Here is a 22,516-nt window from a genome sequence, read left to right on the forward strand (position 1 = left end):
TCTATGTAATAACATCTACGGATACATTAAAAATCTTCCCAACCTTCAAAATTGTGTCAATATGCCTGCCGGCTGCCGCCGCCATATGATGAGTCGGACCAGCCTCGCTCCATCTGTTGCAGAATTCCCTTGCTCCACAGCTAAAGCGTGTCCGCATATTGGTATCACCGAAACGAAAGATTGGGCCAGGCTCATTGACTCCCTCAGCAGCCACAAACTTAAAATTACCGTTTCGGTCCTGTGTAATCCCCAAATATGTAACCGGACCAAGGTGAGGATAGAACTGAGTCAGATAGCCGCCGCCTGTCTTTCCATGGAATACCGGCACCATCTTCATGGTCGGTTTTTTTGCCGAAATATCAGCGTCGCCGGAGCCGCTGTGCCCAATAATACAGATGTCCTCCTCAAAATCAATGGAGTACATCTCCGATAGCTGGCCCATTCCAGCAATCGTCTTAAGAATACTCATGGCCATAGCAACCTTAATATCACCTTCCACGGCGCAGGCAACCCCTTGCTTTATGAGCATGGAGAACGCAGGAATCAACATGCTGTCAAGGATTCCTGCCTTGCCCTGTGCGAAGCCGTCATAATGAGAGGCAATAAATGCAATCTGTTCATCTTTGACCCACTGCTCAAAAGCGACAACATATTTTGCCATCTCCCATACCTTTTCTATCGTACCGCCTCCCTCAATATCAAAGGTATCAAGTATCTCCTGTGCTTTCTCATGTATAGCTGCTTCATCCCTAATCTCATCAGCAATCGCCCACATCTTCTCCCAGTCAAACTGCTTGGTATAAAGAAACATTCTGTGATAGAGGTTCGTCTCGTCAATATACAAATCCATCATGCCAGGATAGGGACGTCCAATCTGTGCCAGATTCGTATCTCGGAAACGGCGGCGCACCTGAGCGGCACGACACCAACTGTCGATTTCTTCCTGTACCTTGGGGTCACCGCCTTCGACTACTCCTGTAATAACAGCGTGACGCTTACCGGCGCGCTCAAGATCAGCCACCATCTCACCGACAGCGCCGCAGGCATACAATTCTCCTAGCCAAGTCGCTGTATCTGTGTTCTCGTAGTCAGGCGACCTTTTCTTCTGAACGTTCACCAGTACCACAGGCACATCCAAGTCCCTGACTGCAGGAAGCATATTATAAGAGGTTGCGTACGTCAAAAGCTGCAGCATCACAAGGTCAACGTCTGCAGAACGGAACTTGTCGCCGGCTGCCTGGGCCAACTCCTTCGTCGTAACAATACCGCCGTCCACAAGCTCTACCGTCTCTGGAAGCCTTCTCCTGAATGCATCATACTGTGCCTCAAACTCCGCTTTCAATGATGGAAACTGGGGCAAATATGCTCCTAAAGCAATGGAAAAGACTCCAATTCTTGCCTTTGTATTTACTAACATGTATCATCCTCCTTTTTGTGATGGTTTCAGGATTAATCATAGTCTTCACTCTCTATTATTATAAACTTTTTCAGAGAAAACTCAAATTATTTATGCAAATCCAATTCAAAATCTAATTCAGTACAATCGAATTTACAGCTTCTATCAAACCAACCACATAACTTCTGTCAACCAGCGCTACCGACGTACCGTCAACAACTGCAAGGCAGTTGTCCCCATCATACCGGTACAGTTCTATCTGGACTTCAGGCTGATTATCACTATTAATCTGTAGGGTCAGGCTGATCTCCTCTTTCCCTGCCGGCTCCTCCTCTGTGAATTCAGACGCCGACAGCGAATTAAGAGCATTACGAAAATCATCCGTCTCGATTTCTTCTTTTTGATAGTACCAGACGTTCTCCTTATCCTCCTCCTTTACCGTCAATTCATACTCGGCGCCTTCCAAAGAAATCTCCACATGACTGATATCATCAAAATCCACCCATATCACCTTCTTGTGGCGGAAAGCATTGTAAGAGGCATCCATAAGCTCCTCGTAATCCAATCCACTGAGCTTATATATGATTTTCGATTCACCCACTCTGACATATGCAGTAATTTCTTCTACTGTCTCCGTATCCTCTGGCGACTCGTCGCTGGCGGAAGACTTGGCCGCTTCTTCCGCCCTCTTTTTTTCTTCCGGCTCACGGGAAATATGAAACGCAACCGTTTCTTCTGTCTCCTCCTCACCTTCATCCTCTGCTGCAAGGTACTTAAGCGTCACATCCAGCTCTGGTTCATCCAACCCGTAAGTTCTAAGTTCCTCGTCGGTTACATAATAGGACACATAATTGGTCAGATTTAATTCACGGATAACCTCCAGATACCGGTCAACATTTTCCGTATCAAGGGGAAGTTCTTTTCCATCCTCTTTTACAAAGTATACGTCTTCCTTACTATAAGTAACCTGGTTATCCTCCTTATATACGGCTTTATAATTTTCACTGCCTGCAAACTCTATCTCTGTAACAAAATCAAATTCCGGAATTTTATCATGTCTTATCATTTCACTTAGCTCAATATCAAAAGAATTCAGCGGATCATCCTTAACAAGATACACATTTCCGTCCCCAATGGACACATACCGTTCTTCATCCATTTCGCTGTAATTGCCCAGTGCGATTTCGTAGGTTTCCTCTCCCTCGCCAATGTAAATCTTACATATTGGCTCATTAAGACCATACTGGCTTAAGTCTTCTGCATCTTCAATCATAAAAGAAACCCCAAAGGATTTGAAATTATCCAGCAACTGTCCAATCTTATCTTCATTTACCGGAAAATTCTCATCTTCGTCATACAGCCATATTTCATCCTTATGGAAAGCGAAGGCTTCTGAGCCGCATTCCCATGAAAGCGAGGTCACGTCGTCACTGTTAATTTCCATAATAATCTCGTTGCTGTTTTTGATCTTTTCCGTATGTTCTTCATATCTACTGACTCCCAGAGTTACTGCACAGAAAACCAGTAAAACTCCAAAAAGCACATATAGTCTTTTAGACCGGTTCATTTTGCCGCCTCCTTCTGCTTACAATAGTATAAATTCCTGCCCCAAGAAAGGTCAGCGGAAATCCTCCAATCATGATTACTTTCAATAAAGAAGCCGTTGATTCGCTGATGGTAAGGTAACTATAGTTCAGTGACTTGCTGCGGATTGCAACCGCCTCTCTTTCTCCCATAAGCGTTGACAGGGTATTCATTCCCAAATTAAGATTAGCGCCAGAGGAATAGGAATTATACACATCGTCCAGCAGGTTCGAGGAGGCAAACCACACAATCTGCCCCTCATTTTCACAATCTACAGACACAGCTAATGCAAATGGCCCGTCAATGTCCCCATCTTCTTTTTCATAGGAGGCTATGTCATAACCCGCCGTCTTACTGTATGCTGTCTCTGACGTAGTCAACAGCTCTGTTACTGCGCCGGAGGTATCCCTAACTTTTAATCCTTGTGCAATCGGCATAATAGCATAATAATTTTCTTGAATCAAAGGTTCTGTAATCTTACTTTCTCCAATCTTGGGAAGCAGGACATACGGCGCCTGGAATGCATAATGCTCACGGTCAGACTCCACTACAATCCCTTCCGCTGCCTCCACATTATAATCCGCAAGAAGGCTATAGAGCTTCTCAAGCGCCCCCTCTTTCAAAGGGCCTGCCAGAACCATCAGCTTACCGCCGCCTGTTACATACTCTGAAAGTATATCTTTTTCTTCAGGGGAAATATCGCTGGTGGGCCCATAGATCAAGACACAGTCTGCATTTTCCGGTACAGAAGCTTCATTCAACAGTGAAAATGTGGTTGTTTCAATATTTTCTTTTTCAATTTGTTCACTGAACACTGGGGACAGTTCTGCTTCCCCGTGTCCTTCCAATATATAAAGCTGAGGCAGTTCTTCACTCACCACATAATCAATGGCTGAGGTTAGCGCCCCTTCTCCGTCAAAGGATGTATTGTAAGAATACGTAGACATATTTTCCTCTGTCAAATAAATGTCGCCAAAGCTGATAAAACGGCTTCGTTCATCACATTCTACAATCAGGCTGTTATTTGGCACCTCCTCGGAGGTATACTGGTCTGCAAAGGTCGGATACACATCCGGATTCTTTTTCACAACCTTGATATGCTCTGACAAGCTTTCATATTTTGCCAAAAGATTTTCAAGCACATCGTCTTCCTGCTCCGCCTGAACGATCCAGTAGACCGTCACATCTTTTTCTATGGCATTTACAACAACCTTAGTGTTGCTTGTAATCGAATAGAGCTTTGTAGAGCTGATGTCATACTGCGTCATACTAGCAGGAAGTACGGATGCAAATATATTCACGACCACAAGAATTGCCAGAACAATCCCTGTCATTGCCAGAGAATAGGAGCCTCCCCTTAGCGCAATCTGATTATGTTTTTGCTTCATTAATTGTACCTCCTTTTCTCAAGAGACTGTACGGAAAGGAACAAAAAGAATATGATTACGGTAATATAATATATGATTGCTGTCATGTCAAAAACGCCGTTTACAAAGATATAGAACCTCTCAAACAAAGATAATTTCGTCATAATATCCGGCAGTAACCCTTCAAACTTTGAGCTGTCCACAAAATAGGTAATCACAACAGCAAGTATAATTAGGATACTGATTCCATATGCAAAATTCCGGTTCTTCGTCAGATGACAGACAATCAGCCCCAACAGTACTGCAATTACAAGGATTGCCACGACTGAGCCTGACGCCGTTGTCGATACATATTCCGCCAGCGTGACGCTGTAATAGTTAAGTAAAACAATCGGAATCGTAATTCCGGCTGCAAACCCCTGATTCTCTGTCAGTGAGGAAATAAATATGCCCACCGCAATCATTGCCGCCCCCATCACAAAAAATGCAAAAAGTGAACCATAGGCGGTCGGCAGGTAAACCTCTCCGAACTGCGCAAATATAAGCGGATAGAGAGCAACAATACATAACGGAACCAGATATACGACAAGAAGCGCAAAGTATTTCCCCATCACAATCTGGGACGTCTGGATGGGAAGGGAATACAAAAGCTGGTCGGTTTTCTGTTTCCGTTCCTCTGCAATCACACGCATCGTTAAAATCGGGATGATAACCACAAAACCAAGGCATACATAGCCTAATACATACTCAAAATTTGCTACTGCCGACTGGATATTATAAATTAACGCTCCGGTTCCCACGAACACTAACAGAAATGCGGAAAAAATATATGCTGTCAGCGAATGGAAGTATCCTGACAGCTCATGCTTCAATACTGCGATCATTCCTCACTCACCCCGCATTCCTCTTCTTCACGTTTTTCTCCCTCTGTCAATTCAATAAATACATCTTCCAAATTTGCTTTCTTAGACGACATTTCTAAAATCGCCTTTTTCTTGTCAGCAAAACTAAAAAAGAGCTTCCTGCAGATATCTCTCACATTCTCAGTTTCTGTCTTAACGCTTACCATAGTCCCTTTATCTTCCTTCGCCTGAATCTCCCACTCTGTAATCTGTCCAAGCCCGCCAAGAACTTCGTCGATTTCTTCTTTTGAAGCTTCCACCGTAAAAGAGATAGCGTTCGATGCCAGCAGCAGTTTCTCCAGATTTTCCGGCCTGTCAAATGCAGCCAGCTTTCCCTGCGAGATAATTAATACCTTCTCGCAGATTGCCTGAACCTCCGCCAGAATATGGGAGCTTAATATAACCGTATGGTTCTCTCCAAGCTGTCTGATCATATCCCGTATCTCTATAATCTGGATCGGGTCAAGCCCCACTGTGGGTTCGTCGAGAATAATCACTTTGGGATTTCCAAGCAGCGCCTGCGCAATCCCTACTCTCTGCCGATATCCCTTTGACAACGCAGAAATCAGCCGATCCTTCACATGCTCTAGCTTTGTCTGTCTTAATATCTCCTCAATCTGCCTTTGCAGCTCTCCTCCCTTCAGCCCTTTTGCTTCGCCTACAAATTTCAGATATTCAGCAGGCGTTTCATTCATATAAAGCGGCGGCTGTTCCGGCAGATATCCAATCTTTCTTTTTGCCTGTTTTGGTTCTTCAAAAATATCATACCCTTCAATTCTTACATGCCCCTCTGTCGCTGACAGGCACCCTGTCATGATATTCATTGTGGTAGACTTCCCCGCCCCGTTGGGTCCCAAAAAGCCATATACATGCCCTTCGTCTATTTCAAAGGACAGATCGCTTACCGCCGTAAAATCACCATAGCATTTTGTCAAATGCTCAACTTTTATCATAGCAGCCCTCCTATATAAATTATTGCGGTCCCATTTTACCCAAATCATAAAACCGCTTACTTTTTATAGTAAAAAGGCAACTTAAACTGTACTTAAATTTTTCAGGGTTTTTCTGTTTATATTGAGTTTATCTTCTTCACTATAATAAAAAACGAAACCTGTTGCTTCTGACCACCAAAGGAGAATACATGAAACTGGAACATATACTTATTCACACAAACACCATCCCCATATTAAATATGAACGGAAATCAGCTTGACGAGATTAAGCTCCCAGAAAAAATAACACCTACGCCAAGACGCAGATGCGGCTGTTCCAAAAGCCATACTTTTTATAAAGGCGCTGGCATTGTCTATCGGGGAAATTATACGAATACCATAGAAGATAACATGATTGTCATATCACAAAATGCCTGTGAATATCAGAAATATTATATCGTCTATCCAAAAGTATATCAAAAGTTCGGCATTTTTACTTTCTGTCACCAGCCTATTTTTTCAGACCGTGAAGGGGGATGCGGAACAAAAGAAAGAAACCTGCTGGCAATGCAGAAAAAATTTGAACTTTCCGCAATCAAAGAAATCACAGATATTATTAAAGTTCCCATTGACGGGCATAAAATATATGGTTACAGGCTAAAAGAAGTCAAAGGCTCCTATAAGGATACGCTTCGGTTTATTGAATACATTCTATCAGAAGATTTTAACAGTGCCTGGGATAAAAATCTGTGGGACGATATTATTGGATATGGGTATTTAAGGGATCTGGCTGATTGGTTTGAATCAACAGAATTATGTCACAAACTCGGTACGGTTTACGCGCTCCTTACTTCGCTTCTAAAGGCAGACAAATACACCTATGAGGAAATCGTAAAGGAAACGACCGGACTGGCACAGTTAGGAGAGGTTTATCTTCCATACATAGCCGCCCGTATTGTCGAAAGATACTGTCCGAACTGTACCGCCGAGTTGGAGCTGGACCATTTTTCTGAACAACTATATAAAAAACTGTGGAGAATAATCTATATGGGAAAATCCTGTTGCCATCTGGAAAATGATAAGAAATGGGGTCATATCCGTGAAATTTGTTATTCACAGATTCCAGCCCATCTGGAAATTCTCAGGCAGGAAATAAAATCTCATAACAGATAAACCATATTACCAAACAATATGGTTTATCTGCTCTAAAACTTCTTTCAGCTTAACTTCCAGATCTGCCTGCGTTTGTGTATCATGGAGCTGCATTGCCAGACGAATCCGCATATTAAGAGTGCATTGCTGCTCCTTCAACATTGTAAACTTTGTCTTCCTGATATCCAGCGAAGAATTTCCCATCTGATTACTATCCATCTATATTTCTCCCTTTTCTCTCGTCTGTTTCTATATGAGCCATATCTTAAAAAGCTTGTTAAACTAAATTTAAACTCTATGCTTTCAAATATGAAAAATATGTGAAAAAATATAATTTTTTAAACTCAGTTTAACTTTCTATGCTACAATTTTCAAATAATCAAAGGAGGATTTTCTATGCTTAATCTCTTAATTGTAGATGATGATAAGAATATACGCCGTTATCTGACTGCCATTTTATCGGATGCAGGATATTCCGTTTCCTGTGCAGAATGCGCTCAAAAAGCGCTGGACATTATGGAGAATGTAAAGATTGACCTGATTGTACTGGATATCATGTTGCCAGACATGGACGGCTATGCCTTTGCAGAACTTCTTAGGGACTGCAACAATGACATTCCAATCCTGATGCTCTCCGCAAAACAGCTTCCAGAGGATATAAAGAAGGGATTTCTGTCAGGAACAGACGACTATATGACCAAGCCTATAGACGAAGCAGTTATGCTTCTTCGTATCAAAGCTTTACTTAGAAGGGCAAAGATTATGTCCGACCGCAGGCTTACTATTGGCTCAACCATCCTGGATTACGATACAATGACCGTTAAAAACAGTGAAAGCCGCCAACCGCTTCCACAGAAAGAATTTCAGCTTTTATACAAGCTTTTGTCCTACCCTAATAAAATATTTACCCGAATGCAGCTTATGGAGGATATCTGGGGACCTGCCTCCGATTCCACAGACGCTACAGTAAGCGTCCACATTAACCGTCTCAGGAAACGCTTTGAAAACTGTACAGATTTTTCAATTATTACGGTAAGAGGTCTTGGATATAAGGCACATGTAGAGGAGGAACTGGTATGAAACAACATGCAGGCGTCCGTATCAAGATTACTTTATTAACAACAGGTTTTGTTTTTATCTTACTGGTCCTGACCATGTTTGCCAGTAATATTCTCATTATCTTCGCCATAAGGCATGGCTGGTTCAAAGCCAAACCTGGATCTCAATTAAAACCGTTTCTGTTCCAGAGCGGAATCATTAGTATTATTATTGGAACAACTATTTCTTTTTTTATGAGCCATTTTCCACTACGTCCTCTCAATACACTGATTCGTGCAATACATGAAGTCTCTGCGGGGAATTATGATGTGAAAATTCATCTGGAGCATCCGAAAGAATTTCTGGAGCTTTCAGAATGTTTTAACCAAATGACAGAAGAACTGGCAGGAACAGAGATGTTCCGTTCTGATTTTATTAACAATTTTTCCCATGAGTTTAAGACGCCGATTGTCTCCATTCTCGGCTTTGCAAAACTGCTTAGGAGTCAGAAGCTGGATGCCTGCCAAAGTCAGGAATATCTGGACATTATTATTGAAGAATCCAGGCGGCTGTCCGAGCTGTCCTCAACCGTGTTAAATCTTTCAAAGGTGGAAAGTCTAACCCTCCTGACGAACAAGACCGTCTATTCCTTAAGTGAACAGCTTAGAGAAGCCATCCTGCTTCTGGAAAATAAATGGTCAAAAAAACAGATTGACTTTGATATAGATATGGAGGAAGTCATGATTAAGGCAAATGCACCTCTCTTAAAGCAAGTCTGGATGAACTTATTAGACAATGCTGTCAAATTCTCCCCTGCCGGCGGATGTATCGCTGTCACTCTGCGCTCAAATAATGGAGATGCAGTTTTCACAGTGAAGGATCAGGGACCAGGTATGGATGACAATATAAAAAAATATATTTTTGATAAATTCTATCAGGGTGACAAATCCCACCATATGGAGGGCAACGGACTTGGTCTGCCCCTTGTAAAGAGGATTTTAGAATTGCATAAAGGAGAAATTACTGTTCAAAGTCAGACAGGAAAAGGGAGTGTTTTTACTGTCACAATCCCTTCTGGTTAAATCCTACAGAATATAACACCTCCCATTATTCTGCCCCCAAAATATCCCTTACCAGCTCCATATGCGGTCTGTCTGGATTCCTCTGATAAATATTCACATGGTTCAAATCCCCGCTTCGGTCTGTAAATGCAGGGAACAGGAAGCCACATTCCGGCTCTCCCGACTCATATTCCCCTGAAAGCGGACAAATCACACAGAGCAGATACTCGAATACCTCCTCCGACTCTCCTAACCGTTCTTTATCTGCTGCCTTCGCCGGAATATCATAACGGTCATGGAATACCAGGACGGCATATTCGTAATCTGCCTGATAACGCTCCATAACCACATCATAAAATGTATCCATCAATGCGTCGTTCTTCAGTCCACATTCCTTCATTGCCATAAGTAACTGCCACATGCTTCCTGGTTTCTGTGATTTGGGAGTAAACTCATATTTTATAAGCTTCTTGTTCGTATCAGCAAATGGCACCGTCTTTGCAAGCTTTAGATTTTTCGACTTATCTGAACCGGAAAGCTTTAGGAAATTGGTATTGAAGCTTCCGTCAAACTCCCCGTTTCGGTCTATATAACACCCTGCAATCCTCGTAATAGATGTCCGAGCCGGCGTCATTCTCCTTGTCAGCTCCAACATATCTTCGCGGTTAATCAAGCTTGTGCACCCCTCTCCTTTTCGCACCATTTTGCAATCTCCCCGATTAATTCAAACGGTATAGGTTTATCATACGGAAACTGTATTGTGCCTTTGCTTGTCTTATATTCCTTTAGTCTTTCTGCAAATGCTTCTATTGCATCAGGCCCAGGGTACAGACCTATATGCTTCTTAAAGGCTGCAAATTGTATTAGGTTACGTTTTTTCCAATAAGTCGGCATACTCCATGATATTTTTTCCACAGTATCTGGTATCGCAGACTTAATCGCTTTATTTATCTGCACCAGATAAGGCTTTGCCTGCTCTGTCTGGCGTTCTATATACTCTTCAATCGTTTTCGGTGCTTCACCGCAATAATGCTCTTGATTTGTATTCTTAAATGTACGGCCGCATTTCGGACACTCCCACATTTTGTTCACCTCTCATGCTCAATAATCTATCTTCTTCTCATTTTATCTCATTCCTATTATCATTCCAAGAACATACGGAACAAGCCAGATTGCCCAAACGGCAATACTAAGTCTGTGAAAATTCTTTGCTGAATCTTCATTATTCTTCACCAAAACAATCGTAGCCCATATTGCATGAATGATCATTAAAATAATAGCCAGAGCGCCAGTTATGCCGTGCAATGATAATTTTCCTGAAAATATAGATTGCTTTGCAATTCGACCCATCAAAATCGTCCCTGTTGTATCCATACAAAGTCCAAGCCAGAAAAAGATTAAATGGATCTTTTTCAGCTTTTTACTCTGATGCTCTGACCAAACGCCGATTGTGTAAAAAACTAATGCTAAGGTTATTGTAATAATTGCAGCTATCAATGCTCCTGTCATTTTAAATCACTCCATTATTCCTAATTTTTCAGTTTACATTCCTCTTGAGTCTTCTTTTTTAGAAGTATACCACATACAATGACTGCCACACAATACATAATGGTACTATGTCAAGAAAAAGTACAAGTTAAAAGTGAACTTTTCTTACAACCTTCCATTTTTTATCCGGCTAATCTTTCCATCTTATTCAATTTCTGTTCATACATATTCTCGTATTCATTTGGTGATAGATATCCACAATGACTGTGGATTCTTACCGTATTATAAAATGTCTCTATATATTCAAATACCAATTTATAGGCCTGGTCATAATTTTTTATTTTAAATCGATTCAGCCATTCTCTTTTGATCAATCCATGAAATGATTCAATACAGGCATTATCCCATGGATATGCTTTTTTCAAATAACTTCTTTTCATTCCGGCTGCAGTGGAACGACCGTTACATGGGCATGGTAGACGGGATTTGTGAAAATCATTTAGGAAAGATTCTAATGGATATCCGAAAAAACTATATGAAGAAACCTGATTAATAATTGAGTAAATTCAAAAAGCATGATAAAATAAAAAAAAGGAGATGATAGTTTAATGGAAGTAAAACATACAAACTGGGAAGATCTGGGGATATCGAATGATTTCCTGTTCGGAAAAGTCATGCAGAACTCCAAATTATGCAAAGGTCTTCTGCAGATAATTCTTCCTGATTTAGAGATTGACCATATTGAATATCCAGAACTACAGAAAACAATCAAGCCAGATGCAGATGCAAAAAGTATCCGTTTGGATTTGTATATAAAAGATAACAAAAATGTTGTTTATAACATCGAAATGCAAGCCAGCGATACAAAAGAACTGCCAAAAAGAAGCAGATATTACCAATCAATGCTAGATTTACAGTTGATTGATAAAGGCGAGGCTTATCAAAATTTAAACCATAGCTTTGTTATCTTCATCTGCCTAGAAGACCTTTTCAATAAGGGACGGCATATTTATACATTTGAAAACATTTGTAAAGAAGATACCAGTATTTCAATGGGCGATGAAGCCACAAAAATATTTCTTAACGCAAATAGTGAACTGGACGATGTAAGTAAAGAATTGAGAGCATTTCTGGATTATGTTGCTGGAAAGAGTTCTGAAGATACTTATGTAAAAGAATTAGATAATGCTGTAAAGGAAGCAAAAAAGAATCGGGAATGGAGGCATGAATATATGACATTGCTAATGAGAGACAAGGCAAATCAGGAAATTGGCAGGGAAATCGAACGTCAAAAAATCATTATTAGGATGATAAATCAAGGCTTCGCCAATAATCAGATTATCATGCTATGCGATACCTCGGAAGAAGAAATTGAAAAGTGCAGAAAAGTAAAATAGAATAAATTTCTGAGCCATCTGATGATAGATATTCAAATCTCAGATGGCTCCTTTTATGTCAGGAAAAATCAAACTTTTTGTTCCAGCGTCTGCATTTTCCTATAATATGGCTTCAGAATGATTTCCGCCTTCTTCAAAAAATCCTTTCCCAGACGAAGATGTTCGCCTTCCAGACCATACACTTCCTGAATACACTCCAGTACAACATCATAATCTGCCTCAAACCTCAAAAGTACCTGATCCATTTTTTTCCATCTCCCGATACCTGGATAGCTCTTTCACATCCGGACAATCAGCCCGTCCAGGCTTATCCGGGGCAGCTCTACAAGATACCATCCATCACCCATCTCAATCCTGGTCGGAATCCAGGCATTGTCCACCTTCAGGTCAAAGCCACCTTATTTTTTTCGATCATTTTAGAATGATTTAAAAAAATAAAAAAGCCTCAGAAACCTTGAATTTCCGGGCTTTTCTAAGAGGCGCAGACCGGATTTGAACCGGTGAATCAGGGTGTTGCAGACCCATGCCTTACCACTTGGCTACTGCGCCTTATTATATTACTCAACAGCTCTCTCAAGCACTTATTCAGTATAACAAATGCTTTTCATTTCGTCAAGACTTAATTTTCCTGTTTTATGAAATTTTTTCGTCAAGTTTCTCCCCTACCACCTCCCGACAATGGCTGACATTTCAAAAATACCCTGTCCCAAGCCGCAGGATATAGATTGCCACCATAATCTTAACTCGATTTTCGTTCTTCAAGATATCATATCCCAGAATCCTCTTAATCTTATCCAATTTATAGGCCAGCGTGTTCTTATGGCAATATAAAGTCTGGGCTGTATGTACTGCGCTGCAGTCGTTTTCAAAATATACCTCCAGAATATTCATGTAATCTGTATGCTTTTCCCTGTCATACTTCATAAGCTCGCCTACGGTCTCACTTACGAATTCAGGATAAATCTCCTCTTCCTTTACATCCGCCAGAATCTTGTATATTCCCAGTTCGTCATAACTTAACAGATTGCGGGGAATCCCAGTCTTAGTCAGCCTGTACGCCGTGTATGCGTTCTCATGGGATCTGTGGATATCCCTGCTTCTGCCTGCCACTGTACCGATTCCGGCATATACATTGGTATCTTTTCCACAAAGCCTTTGGAATTCCTCCTGAATCTTATGAAGCGAATATCCTGCCGCCAGAATAATAAGCCTTCTATTCTCCTCATATGCAATCACATTTTCCAGAATAAACCGCAGCGATTTTTCAATCTTGTTAAGCTGCTCGTTTCCCGTCTCCTCGTCATAGGTATGACAGCTAAGAATAACCACAATATATTCCATATCCCGCAGGAAACCATTTCTCTCAAAATGACTCAAGTAGGAGCCTTCATTCTCCGGATAGTAGATTGCATTCTTAAACGCAGCAATCAGATTCGTCTCCCTCTGCTCATTTTTTAGAAGTATCTCTGCAAACAGACGCATAATATCCATATATGGCGTTGTCCAGGATGCTGAGAATATGGGAAAACGAATCTCATTACAGAAGCCTACAATCTCCTTGGAAAATGTCTCCTCCCCGCGAAACGACATAATCAGCCCGCCTACATGATGTCTGTCAAGCTCCGTAATATACCTTTTCAGCCAATCTTCTGAAGTACAGTTAAGACCGGAAAAAAATACCAGCTCCTCGCCATGCAGAGACGAGATAAACTCTATATCCTCCACCACATGAGTCCATGCAATCATTTTGTCGAAACAGCTCTCTGTATGCAGCTTCACATGATACTGCGGCGAGATTGCCGCATACAGCTCCTTTAATGCAACCGCCATTTTCTTCACCAATCCTTCTTACGCCCCACACGCCTTCACATAACACTGAAATTGCCCCAAACTGATTGTTTACTTTAATCAGTATAGCATTTTTGTGCCTTAGACACAATTATTTTGTGAATTTCTGTCTTTAAAACCCATTTCAAAAGACTCTGCTTCGTGGTATATTGTTTATGGAACACAAAATATGCTGTAAAGCATTCCCCCCGAAATTTGTGTTTTCATTTCAATCTTCAGATTATTTTTCAAGAAAAGACCCCCTAAGTTTCTTTTGTGGGTTCTTTTTCTTTTTCGTTCATAATAGTATTACTTTACAAATTTATAAAAATGTGGCACACTTAAGCATATAGAATTGAGGTGTCTTATGAGAAAACTATTATTATACATACTGAAACCATTTTCTTTTCTGCCGGCTCTGCTTATGATGTATGTCATATACAGTTTTTCCGCGCAGACAGCAGATGTTTCCGGAAGCTTGAGTTACGCAGTCAGCTATAAGATTGTTGAGATTGGAAATGATGTGCTGGAGACAGGTTTTACCGACGAGCAGATTGGGCGCTATGCCCACAGGATTGAACATCCGGTCCGGAAACTGGCGCACATGACCGAGTATTTTCTGTTGGCTGTGGCTGTATCCTTCCCTTTCTATGTATACGGAGTGCGGGGCTTTGCCCTTATGCTGGTGGCAGGGCTTATCTGCGTCGGCTTTGCCGCGGGAGACGAATATCACCAATCCTTTGTGGCCGGACGCGGGCCGTCTAAGAAAGACGTTATGATAGACAGTATTGGAGCATTCTTTGGAATAGTGTGCGTCCGCATTATCTGCTGGACAGCGATGACGCCGTTCCGCGTTGCAAAACGTATAGAAGAAAGAACACAGAGAAAGGCGCGGGCAAAGGAACTTGCAAGGGAACGGGCAAGAGAGCGGGCAAGAGAACGAGAAACATTTCCACGAGAACGAACAAGAGAGCGGGAACGGACAACACGGGAAAGAGAACGGGCAAGAGAACGAGAAACATTTCCACGGGAACGAACAAGAGAGCGGGAACGGACAGCGCTTTCAAGAGAACAGGGGACAAGGCGGGCACGTTAATGTCCCCCTGTCCCCTACAATCATTCCAATCACGCAGCCACTTATGAAGCTTAGCCTGGCTACAGGCTTGCCCTTGGGTATAACTTTTTCACATCTTATCCAGCAGTACACCCTTCATTCCTCTGGAAAACATGCACTTCTCTCCATTTTTCATAAGAATCTCCCTATTCTTCAAATCCAGCTCTGCAATCTGATCTGTATTAACCAGATAAGCCCTGTGAACCCGAAGGAACCTCTCGCCCAGCTTCTCCTCCAACTCCTGCATACTCCCGATAAAATCAATTCGGTCACTCTGCGCATGGAGCTCTATCCTGTGGGTCCTTCCTGCTGTCTCAAAAAACACAATCTCATCTACAGGAATATGCTTCACAACATCCATTACCTTCACAGAGAAAAACTCCCGTTCATCCCCTTTTTCCTTGCGCATGCGCTCTGTAATCACCTGAAGGCAATGACGAATCCCCGCCTTAAGCTTATCCGGATTTCCCTTCACAATATAATCCAATGCCTCAAGATGATACCGGAAGGTCTCAAATGCTAAATCCTGAAATGCAGTCACATAAACCAAGAAACCTCTGGAATCCAGCTTCCGAATCTCCTGCCCAAGCCCGAAGCCATCCATCGGCTCGCCCTTAAGCTCGATATCGAGAAAATAGATTCCACGCCGCGCAGACTCCTTTACAGCCTGAAGCACCTCCTGGGGGTGTCCGCTGCACAGGACAATCTCCATATCATATCCCTCAATCAAAATCAATTTTTCCAGATATTCCCGCTGCGCAGCACGTATTTTCTCATCATCCTCACATATATATATCGGAAGCATACCTCCATCCCCCTCTTGCTCCTTCTCATTCTGTCATGAGTGTATTGGTCTTAGCAGCCCCTCTGCCTTGTGAGAAGCCTCCTTCCCACGATACTGCTTCGCGAAGATAAACAGCCCAAAGATTAGTCCATTCATCACAAGCGCAAGCGGAATATCCAGCCATGACACACTCTGATTTTCCAATACGTCTGCCGAAAATGCCCCTGAAACCACCAGTACCAGATTATTATTCAGGAAATGTATCATCACAGGCACCCAGATATTCTCTGTTTTCATATACGCGTACCCAAGGAAGATTCCAAGAGTAACACAGTTAATAATCTGGTTTACAGTCATAACCACGCCCTTATCCGGCGTCACATAGTAGAAGAAATCCAACGGCAGATGCCAAAGCCCCCATACCACTCCAAGAATCAGCACACCTTTTCGCAGGCCAAATTTCTTCTGCAGAAACGGCTGTAAATAATATCTCCAACCATATTCTTCTCCAAAAAAAGCAGCATATCCCAACAGAAAATTAAGCGGCATAATTGCAAGATAAATCCACGCCTCTGCGCTTAACATAACTGAGATAAAGTTCTCCAACTGGCCTGACAATCCATTATAAGCCGCCACTCGAAAAAAATACAATACCACAAACAGAACAACACACCCGACAGACGCCATCCAGTTCTTTCCCTTGACGCCATAAGCCTCCCGTTTCTTTTTCCCTGCCGCAATCAAACAAATCAGACAGATCAGCCCTCCTGCCGCCAATATATATTGGACGGCCATACAAAACACAGACACCGAACCATAGTCCGTCGTAATTACAACATCCGGCAGCAATACGGAAAGCGCCGTACATACGATTGAAAGCGCCGTCATCAGAATAAAACAAATATAAAATGCCCTTGGCATCTCCTTATCTTCCCTGCGGGTTAAAAGAAATGCAAACATGACTCCCATCGCCGGATATAGCATCTGTGTGACAGGAAACGCACTTAAATCCATCTGTTTCATACTGCCATACCACATCAGAAGTCCTAACAAGTATGGAATCCCGTAAGCGATCCCTATAAAAATCTTAAGCTGCCGTTTTTCTGTTTTTGAACCCATCTTTTCTTCCTCCTTCTCTCCCCATAAAACGGTCTTCCTGTTTCAATAAGTTCATTTTAACTGAAATCCCGTCCTTTGAAAGAGAAAATGCCCGAATCGAGTTCACCAGTGCCTAAAATGCCAAAATTCAAATTGTCCTTCACGCCTCTTGAATCTTTATTTCCTGGATAAAATACCCATCCTGTATCGTCGTAAGCGGCAGAGTCTTCTCGTACCTTCCCAGTATCTTCTTATAATTATCAAGCCCGATTCCCCTGTCTTTGCCCTTGGTGGAATATCCAGGCGTCCCAACCTTATGAAAATCAAGGGATGTATACAACGTATTTTTTACTCGAAATGTAGTATATCCGTTCTGGCTGCTAATCATAATATGAATCCTCCCGTCTTTCCTGCCCTGAACCTCCTCCATGGCATTATCCAGAAGGATTCCCAGACAACGGCACAGATCTGTACTGCGAATTCTTGTTTTCTCAAAGGGCTTCAAAACTTCCAACTCCCAGTGTATATCTTCCTCCTGCATGGTTTTCATTTTCTCCAGAAACAACCCCTTCACTTCCGTCACACGGATGTTGGCAAGCTGATTCATGAGACGAATCTGGCTTCCCACCTGCAAATCAAAGTCCTCCGTCATCTCATGGATATAACTCTGTATTGCCTCAATATTCCCTTCCTCTGCCTGCAGGTACATTCCTGACATCATATTTTTAAAATCATGGCGGAACCTTCGCACCTCCCGCTGCAGTCCCTCCAGGTTCTCAATATACGCCCCCTGCTGTCTAAGGCTTACGTTCTGGTCCTCTATCCGCTTCTGCTGGATTCCCTCGCGTCCGGTGTATATGAAAATCATATACACGACCATCAGGAAGAACATAGCAGTCGCCGGATTATAACCAATGTCTCTTGCGCTGTAATCCACCGCCTCCTGAATTATCTGGGTCAGAATGGGGTAAAATCCAAGGAAAACCAAAACTGCCAGCTTAGGTTTTTGTTCCTCCCACTGTCCGAACAGCTCCCTGGCATTCGTCTTGTACAGAAGTAATATTACCAGTAGGAGGCCCAATGGAATCACAACCCATTCCAGGAACATATATTCCATCCTATCTGACAAAATGCTTAAATCATAAACCTTTTTAGGTGAAAATACATCCGCCAGATTCCAGCCAACATCATGCAGAATCATAATAAAAACAGAAGTCACCAGACAGACTCCATATGGCTTCTGGTACATCACCCGAAGGAACAGCATCATCCCGCTAATGCTGATGTACGCATAGATAATCTCCCCGCCATTGTGAGGCCATGCAAAAAGGCCCGTCTTATAAAAAATTGTTCCAAAGAATGCGCAGGCAAACAGATACAACAGCAACGAATTAAAAATATCTCGGCAGTGCTTTCTGTTCTTGTAAGGAATCTCGCCAAAAAGCTGAATTGCAGCCGCCACATAAAATATGGTTGTCATGCCTACACTCAATGTATTTGCACAGAATACCTCGAAGAATGTCATTTCCTATCCTCCTGTTAATCCACCAGAATTTATATATTACCAGATGAAGGCCTCCCGCCCACAGGTCATACCTGTGTATTCGTGCAAAGCCCTTCCGCCCCTCTGGAGCATATCATGCCCGCAGACGGAACGTTTTCGGCGCCATCTTATACACCAATACACAGGCTATGATACAATAGGCAACGCAGAAAATAATCGTCCCAAGCCCAAATACAAATGTGGGAATATCCATCCGCATGATGCCATAGCAGACAAAATACGTCAGCATCACCACCATCCTGTAAGTTCCGCTCTTAATCTCCGTCCCAGCATTATATGGCTGCAAAAGATAATAGATGGTCAGATAATGTACGGAAAAAAACATACTGATACACAGAACCGAGACCATCAGCATGACATAATTAAGCGGCTCATTCGTTCCGCCGGACAGGTACAAAAGTAAAGTAAGCCCCACGCCAATCACCGCTGCCGGAAGCAGGTTGACCTTCATAATCTCCCGAAGCCGAATCTGGAACAGCTTAAGAATACATTCCGGACGTTTATAAAAGGAATAAGTCAGGAGGCTGTGGTCACAGTTCATGAACAACACATTGGTAAATCCTGTTCCCCGATTAATAAAATACATTATGAATACTATATAGGGCAGGTTCATCAGCATAAACTCATTCACCAATCCTTTAAACTCCGGCATAAAGCGAATCCCCACAATAACAACGCTTATAATTCCAAGACAGATTGCCGCAATCCGTTTCGAGGATTTCCAGAGTATTTTCTGATGACGCCGGATAAATATCTCATTGAGATACTCAAAGCCCTTCCGGCTGCTTCCGGCTTCACTGTCAATCTGGATTACTTTCTCACTCTGGCGTTTTGCCGCTCCTTTGACCTCCTCAAGCTGGCTCATGTGCTGTGTAAGAAGCTGCTGATAGACCTCCCTGTACTCCTGAAACGTCCACACCTTCCTCATGGACATTACGCCCAGCAGAATTCCCCATGCCAACAGGGCAACGCTCACCATTTCCGGTATTGACCACCCCAGAACCGGCAGTCCATATGCCGCCGCCAACCCAAGGCCAATTAATATCCACACCATTACTCCCACCTGGTTCTCATTTACCGCAATTCCTGTGCGCTCATAATCCCACAGGGAATAGGCGACTACCGTTATTTTTGTCCCTGCTGCGGCAAAGGGAAGCATCAGGCACTGCCACACAGGCAGCCCTCGCATACTCCCAAAAATCAGTCCAAACACCAGGTATGCAACGAGCACCTTCAACAGCTCATATCCATATGTAACCAAAGCGTACTCCTTTGCATCCATCCCCAGAAGAATCAAAGCATAGTATTTATCCTTCGTCGGATTAAAAATATACGTATTGACCCATGCCCCAATCAGAGTCAACAGCACAAAGAGGTGCAGAAAGATCTCTCTTTGGGAGCCATTATCATAAAGGGATACCACCAAAGTAATCATCAGAAGAAAATACAGGAATTTTCCCAGAAATGCCTTGATAACTTCCCAGATGCCTGACACAATATTTGCAAATATCTTTATATCCGGATCACAGTACAATTCCTGAGGAAGTATGCTTTTAATCAGGGGAATCTGTTTCAGAGAATAAAGAATCGTGTTGACACGATATGTATTCTTTAAAGAAAATGCTATTTTTAACGTTCTGTTCATGTCTTAACTCCTCATGTATTTAGTTTCCCATAAGCGCCGCCAGAATCTTTTCCTTGAACTCCTGGCTATTAAGATTCGTCTTGTCTACACGCTCAAGCACCCCTTGGTTCAGCAGCACAATCTCATCGCAGAGGTCCAGCGCAAGGTCCATAATATGGGTAGAAAAAATAATAATCCTTCCCTCCTTCAGCGTCCTAAGAAGCTGCTTCATCTCCTCCGCCACCACCACATCCAGGGAGGTCAGCGGTTCGTCCAGAAGCAGAAGGTTCGGCTTGGCAATGATATTTACCAACATCTGCATCTTATTTTTCATACCGTGGGAGTAATCCTTCAGAAGTTTATCTCTGTCCTCCCGCGAAATACCTATGTAGTCGAAATATGCGTCAAGCTCCTGAATATTCTGAAGCTTATCTTCATGGATATCTATGAAAAATTTGAGAAATTCCCGTCCTGTCAAAAATTCCGGCACTGTCGGCGTGGACAGAACGTAACCTATATCCTCCGGCGCAACGTCCCGCCTCTGTCCGTCAATCTCCATATAAAAACTGCCGCCCTCTGCCTTCATGTCCCTGTTAAGACAGTTAAAAAGCGTTGTCTTGCCTGCACCGTTACGCCCAAGAAGGCCATAGATTTTACCACTCTCGAATGTAAAATCAATGTCACGGAGTACCTCCTTCTTCTCAAAATGCTTCTCCAAATGCTCAATAATAAATTTCATGTCCGTTCCTTCTTTCTTATGGCTGCCATATGCAATTTCATGCAGCTTCGTTTGTCCTGACTTAAATATATATAATAGATATTATATATTTTGTTTGAAAATGTCATCCCTTAATACATTACTTAACTATTTAGATATTATTCTAAATACCTGTTGCTTTTTCTATCTGCCCGTGCTATTATCTATTTAGAAATATTTCTAAATACTATTAAGGAGGGATGCGTATTGAGTTTTGGTCAGACGTTCAAAGCGTTATCCGACCCCGTCCGGCGTGAGATTCTTACGCTGCTGAAAACCGGCCGAATGTCAGCCGGAGAGATTGGAAGCCATTTTGACATGACGGGTGCTACCATCTCCTACCACCTAAGCATTTTGAAAAAAGCAGATTTGGTTCATGAATCAAAGTATAAGAATTTTATATACTATGAACTGAATACTTCCGTAGTGGAGGAATTGATGGCATGGCTTTCTAATTTAAAAGGAGGAAATAAAGCATGAACAAAAAAGTATTAATAATCACCACCAGCCTGATTACATTGCTGCCCATACTCATCGGCATTTTGTGTTGGAACCGCCTGCCGGATACCGTGGCTACACATTTTTCGTCAGACGGCACACCCAATGGTTTTAGTCCTAAGATATTTGCTGTTCTGGGACTTCCTGCACTTATATTTATAGCCCATCTCTTCTGCGCTTTTTGTACTTCAATCGACCCGAAGTATAAGAATATCAGCCAGAAGATGTACCGGCTGATTCTGTTCATCTGTCCGGTCTGCTCTTTAGTCTGCTGCGCCGCCATCTATAGCTACGCCCTTGAGCTTTCCATAGCAGACTGGCTGAACTCCATGTTTTTTATGAATCTCTTGATGGGGCTTATCTTTTTCCTAATTGGGAACTACCTGCCTAAATGCCACCAGAATTACACGGTCGGCATTAAGCTGCCCTGGACTCTGGCAGATGAGGAGAACTGGAACCTGACGCACAGGTTTGCCGGACGGGTGTACGCTTTAGTTGGAATCCTGTGTATTGTCAATGCATTCCTTCATTTGAAATGGATACTTCCGGCAGTAATTATTGTCATTCTATTTGTGCCTGCCGCCTATTCACTGGGGCTGTATCTGAAAAGCAGAACAAAGGAGGAGTAAAAAGTTAGGGAACTGTCCTACAGGAAAGAAAAGGATAAATTTTTTGACCTATACATAGGTTCTGTTGATTGAGTATCAGCTTTCCATATGTTATAATGAACTCGTGTAATTGAAAAGAAAGTAGGATGCGATTTTCCGATGGATGCCCTCTAGTCTAACGAAAGAGGGTGATGCCCTATGAGTATAATGGAAGTTCTTACATTATTACTTGTATTGTTTGCGGCTCTGTCTTACATAGACAATCATAAAAAGAAATAAGCATCCCTACCGCCCAAGTTTGGATGCTTATTTCTTATAATCATTTT

25 protein-coding genes and 1 tRNA gene are annotated in these 22,516 nt (G+C 42.4%); 7 read left to right on the forward strand and 19 right to left on the reverse strand.

Annotation, left to right across the window (positions count from 1 at the left end; translation table 11 throughout):
- Position 1: 1 nt before the first annotated feature.
- From GN277_RS26410 to GN277_RS26430, 5 genes are all read right to left on the reverse strand, one after another.
- Positions 2 to 1,417 carry an arabinose isomerase gene (locus tag GN277_RS26410; RefSeq protein ID WP_159755800.1) on the reverse strand — a complete coding sequence of 472 codons (1,416 nt, stop codon included), beginning with the start codon at positions 1,415 to 1,417 and terminating at the stop codon, positions 2 to 4.
- Between the two features lie 112 nt (positions 1,418 to 1,529).
- On the reverse strand, positions 1,530 to 2,963 hold the full coding sequence (locus tag GN277_RS26415; protein WP_159755803.1) for a DUF4340 domain-containing protein: 1,434 nt from the start codon (positions 2,961 to 2,963) through the stop codon (positions 1,530 to 1,532).
- Complete coding sequence (locus GN277_RS26420; RefSeq protein WP_159755806.1) at positions 2,950 to 4,368, reverse strand: GldG family protein; 1,419 nt, start codon at positions 4,366 to 4,368, stop codon at positions 2,950 to 2,952. Before GN277_RS26420 ends, GN277_RS26415 begins: the two co-directional genes overlap by 14 nt.
- The gene (locus GN277_RS26425; RefSeq protein WP_159755811.1) at positions 4,368 to 5,231 is read right to left on the reverse strand and encodes an ABC transporter permease; all 864 of its coding nucleotides are present in this window, start codon (positions 5,229 to 5,231) and stop codon (positions 4,368 to 4,370) included. The genes GN277_RS26420 and GN277_RS26425 overlap by 1 nt, the downstream gene beginning before the upstream one ends.
- Positions 5,228 to 6,202 carry an ABC transporter ATP-binding protein gene (locus GN277_RS26430; protein WP_159755814.1) on the reverse strand — a complete coding sequence of 325 codons (975 nt, stop codon included), beginning with the start codon at positions 6,200 to 6,202 and terminating at the stop codon, positions 5,228 to 5,230. The genes GN277_RS26425 and GN277_RS26430 overlap by 4 nt, the downstream gene beginning before the upstream one ends.
- Before the next feature lie 188 nt (positions 6,203 to 6,390).
- On the opposite strand from GN277_RS26430, the gene GN277_RS26435 reads away from it, so the two are divergent.
- Positions 6,391 to 7,353, forward strand: a complete 963-nt coding sequence (locus GN277_RS26435; protein ID WP_159755817.1) for a hypothetical protein — start codon at positions 6,391 to 6,393, stop codon at positions 7,351 to 7,353.
- Positions 7,354 to 7,359: 6 nt separating this feature from the next.
- Here the strand turns inward: GN277_RS26435 and GN277_RS26440 are convergent, their stop codons facing one another.
- On the reverse strand, positions 7,360 to 7,551 hold the full coding sequence (locus GN277_RS26440) for a hypothetical protein (RefSeq protein WP_159755820.1): 192 nt from the start codon (positions 7,549 to 7,551) through the stop codon (positions 7,360 to 7,362).
- Positions 7,552 to 7,728: 177 nt separating this feature from the next.
- Here GN277_RS26440 and GN277_RS26445 point away from each other — a divergent pair, with 177 nt between their 5' ends.
- Positions 7,729 to 8,412 (forward strand): response regulator transcription factor, encoded by a 684-nt coding sequence (locus GN277_RS26445; protein WP_159755823.1) that lies wholly within the window; start codon positions 7,729 to 7,731, stop codon positions 8,410 to 8,412.
- On the forward strand, positions 8,409 to 9,452 hold the full coding sequence (locus GN277_RS26450; RefSeq protein ID WP_159755826.1) for a HAMP domain-containing sensor histidine kinase: 1,044 nt from the start codon (positions 8,409 to 8,411) through the stop codon (positions 9,450 to 9,452). The genes GN277_RS26445 and GN277_RS26450 overlap by 4 nt, the downstream gene beginning before the upstream one ends.
- A 25-nt stretch (positions 9,453 to 9,477) precedes the next feature.
- Here the strand turns inward: GN277_RS26450 and GN277_RS26455 are convergent, their stop codons facing one another.
- From GN277_RS26455 to GN277_RS26470, 4 genes are all read right to left on the reverse strand, one after another.
- Positions 9,478 to 10,104 carry a DUF4317 family protein gene (locus GN277_RS26455; protein WP_159757226.1) on the reverse strand — a complete coding sequence of 209 codons (627 nt, stop codon included), beginning with the start codon at positions 10,102 to 10,104 and terminating at the stop codon, positions 9,478 to 9,480.
- Positions 10,101 to 10,514: an iron chaperone gene (locus GN277_RS26460; protein WP_159757229.1), complete on the reverse strand. Its 414-nt coding sequence runs from the start codon at positions 10,512 to 10,514 to the stop codon at positions 10,101 to 10,103. Before GN277_RS26460 ends, GN277_RS26455 begins: the two co-directional genes overlap by 4 nt.
- A gap of 42 nt (positions 10,515 to 10,556) precedes the next feature.
- Positions 10,557 to 10,940: an HsmA family protein gene (locus tag GN277_RS26465; RefSeq protein WP_159755829.1), complete on the reverse strand. Its 384-nt coding sequence runs from the start codon at positions 10,938 to 10,940 to the stop codon at positions 10,557 to 10,559.
- 161 nt (positions 10,941 to 11,101) lie between these two features.
- Positions 11,102 to 11,359, reverse strand: coding sequence for an integrase core domain-containing protein (locus GN277_RS26470; protein WP_280178631.1), 258 nt, complete (start codon positions 11,357 to 11,359; stop codon positions 11,102 to 11,104).
- Between the two features lie 168 nt (positions 11,360 to 11,527).
- Between GN277_RS26470 and GN277_RS26475 the strand changes: the two genes are divergently transcribed.
- Positions 11,528 to 12,316 carry an Rpn family recombination-promoting nuclease/putative transposase gene (locus GN277_RS26475; protein WP_159755832.1) on the forward strand — a complete coding sequence of 263 codons (789 nt, stop codon included), beginning with the start codon at positions 11,528 to 11,530 and terminating at the stop codon, positions 12,314 to 12,316.
- A 68-nt stretch (positions 12,317 to 12,384) separates the two neighbouring features.
- On the opposite strand, the gene GN277_RS26480 is transcribed toward GN277_RS26475, so the two are convergent.
- The 4 genes from GN277_RS26480 to GN277_RS26495 all read right to left on the reverse strand — a co-directional run bounded on the left by GN277_RS26480 (position 12,385) and on the right by GN277_RS26495 (position 14,146).
- Positions 12,385 to 12,561 (reverse strand): hypothetical protein, encoded by a 177-nt coding sequence (locus tag GN277_RS26480; RefSeq protein WP_159755835.1) that lies wholly within the window; start codon positions 12,559 to 12,561, stop codon positions 12,385 to 12,387.
- 33 nt (positions 12,562 to 12,594) lie between these two features.
- Positions 12,595 to 12,696 (reverse strand): DUF5348 domain-containing protein, encoded by a 102-nt coding sequence (locus GN277_RS26485; RefSeq protein ID WP_244324927.1) that lies wholly within the window; start codon positions 12,694 to 12,696, stop codon positions 12,595 to 12,597.
- Positions 12,697 to 12,793: 97 nt separating this feature from the next.
- A tRNA-Cys gene (locus tag GN277_RS26490) sits at positions 12,794 to 12,865 on the reverse strand.
- A gap of 141 nt (positions 12,866 to 13,006) precedes the next feature.
- A complete protein-coding gene (locus GN277_RS26495) occupies positions 13,007 to 14,146 on the reverse strand; it encodes a helix-turn-helix domain-containing protein (RefSeq protein WP_159755838.1) in 1,140 nt (379 codons plus the stop codon).
- 364 nt (positions 14,147 to 14,510) lie between these two features.
- On the opposite strand from GN277_RS26495, the gene GN277_RS26500 reads away from it, so the two are divergent.
- Positions 14,511 to 15,239: a VanZ family protein gene (locus tag GN277_RS26500; protein ID WP_159755841.1), complete on the forward strand. Its 729-nt coding sequence runs from the start codon at positions 14,511 to 14,513 to the stop codon at positions 15,237 to 15,239.
- Positions 15,240 to 15,327: 88 nt separating this feature from the next.
- Here the strand turns inward: GN277_RS26500 and GN277_RS26505 are convergent, their stop codons facing one another.
- The 5 genes from GN277_RS26505 to GN277_RS26525 all read right to left on the reverse strand — a co-directional run bounded on the left by GN277_RS26505 (position 15,328) and on the right by GN277_RS26525 (position 21,066).
- Positions 15,328 to 16,062, reverse strand: coding sequence for a LytR/AlgR family response regulator transcription factor (locus GN277_RS26505; RefSeq protein WP_159755844.1), 735 nt, complete (start codon positions 16,060 to 16,062; stop codon positions 15,328 to 15,330).
- 33 nt (positions 16,063 to 16,095) lie between these two features.
- A complete protein-coding gene (locus tag GN277_RS26510; RefSeq protein ID WP_159755847.1) occupies positions 16,096 to 17,160 on the reverse strand; it encodes a CPBP family intramembrane glutamic endopeptidase in 1,065 nt (354 codons plus the stop codon).
- A gap of 139 nt (positions 17,161 to 17,299) precedes the next feature.
- Complete coding sequence (locus GN277_RS26515) at positions 17,300 to 18,664, reverse strand: sensor histidine kinase (RefSeq protein WP_159755850.1); 1,365 nt, start codon at positions 18,662 to 18,664, stop codon at positions 17,300 to 17,302.
- 112 nt (positions 18,665 to 18,776) lie between these two features.
- Positions 18,777 to 20,348, reverse strand: coding sequence for a hypothetical protein (locus GN277_RS30640; RefSeq protein WP_159755853.1), 1,572 nt, complete (start codon positions 20,346 to 20,348; stop codon positions 18,777 to 18,779).
- A gap of 19 nt (positions 20,349 to 20,367) precedes the next feature.
- Entirely contained in the window at positions 20,368 to 21,066 is a 699-nt protein-coding gene (locus tag GN277_RS26525) for an ABC transporter ATP-binding protein (RefSeq protein ID WP_159755856.1), read from the reverse strand.
- 225 nt (positions 21,067 to 21,291) lie between these two features.
- Between GN277_RS26525 and GN277_RS26530 the strand changes: the two genes are divergently transcribed.
- Positions 21,292 to 21,564 (forward strand): autorepressor SdpR family transcription factor, encoded by a 273-nt coding sequence (locus GN277_RS26530; protein WP_159755859.1) that lies wholly within the window; start codon positions 21,292 to 21,294, stop codon positions 21,562 to 21,564.
- Positions 21,561 to 22,211: an SdpI family protein gene (locus tag GN277_RS26535; protein ID WP_159755862.1), complete on the forward strand. Its 651-nt coding sequence runs from the start codon at positions 21,561 to 21,563 to the stop codon at positions 22,209 to 22,211. Before GN277_RS26530 ends, GN277_RS26535 begins: the two co-directional genes overlap by 4 nt.
- Positions 22,212 to 22,516 lie beyond the last annotated feature (305 nt).

It is taken from the genome of Sporofaciens musculi (genome assembly GCF_009830285.1).
GTDB lineage: Bacteria > Bacillota > Clostridia > Lachnospirales > Lachnospiraceae > Sporofaciens > Sporofaciens musculi.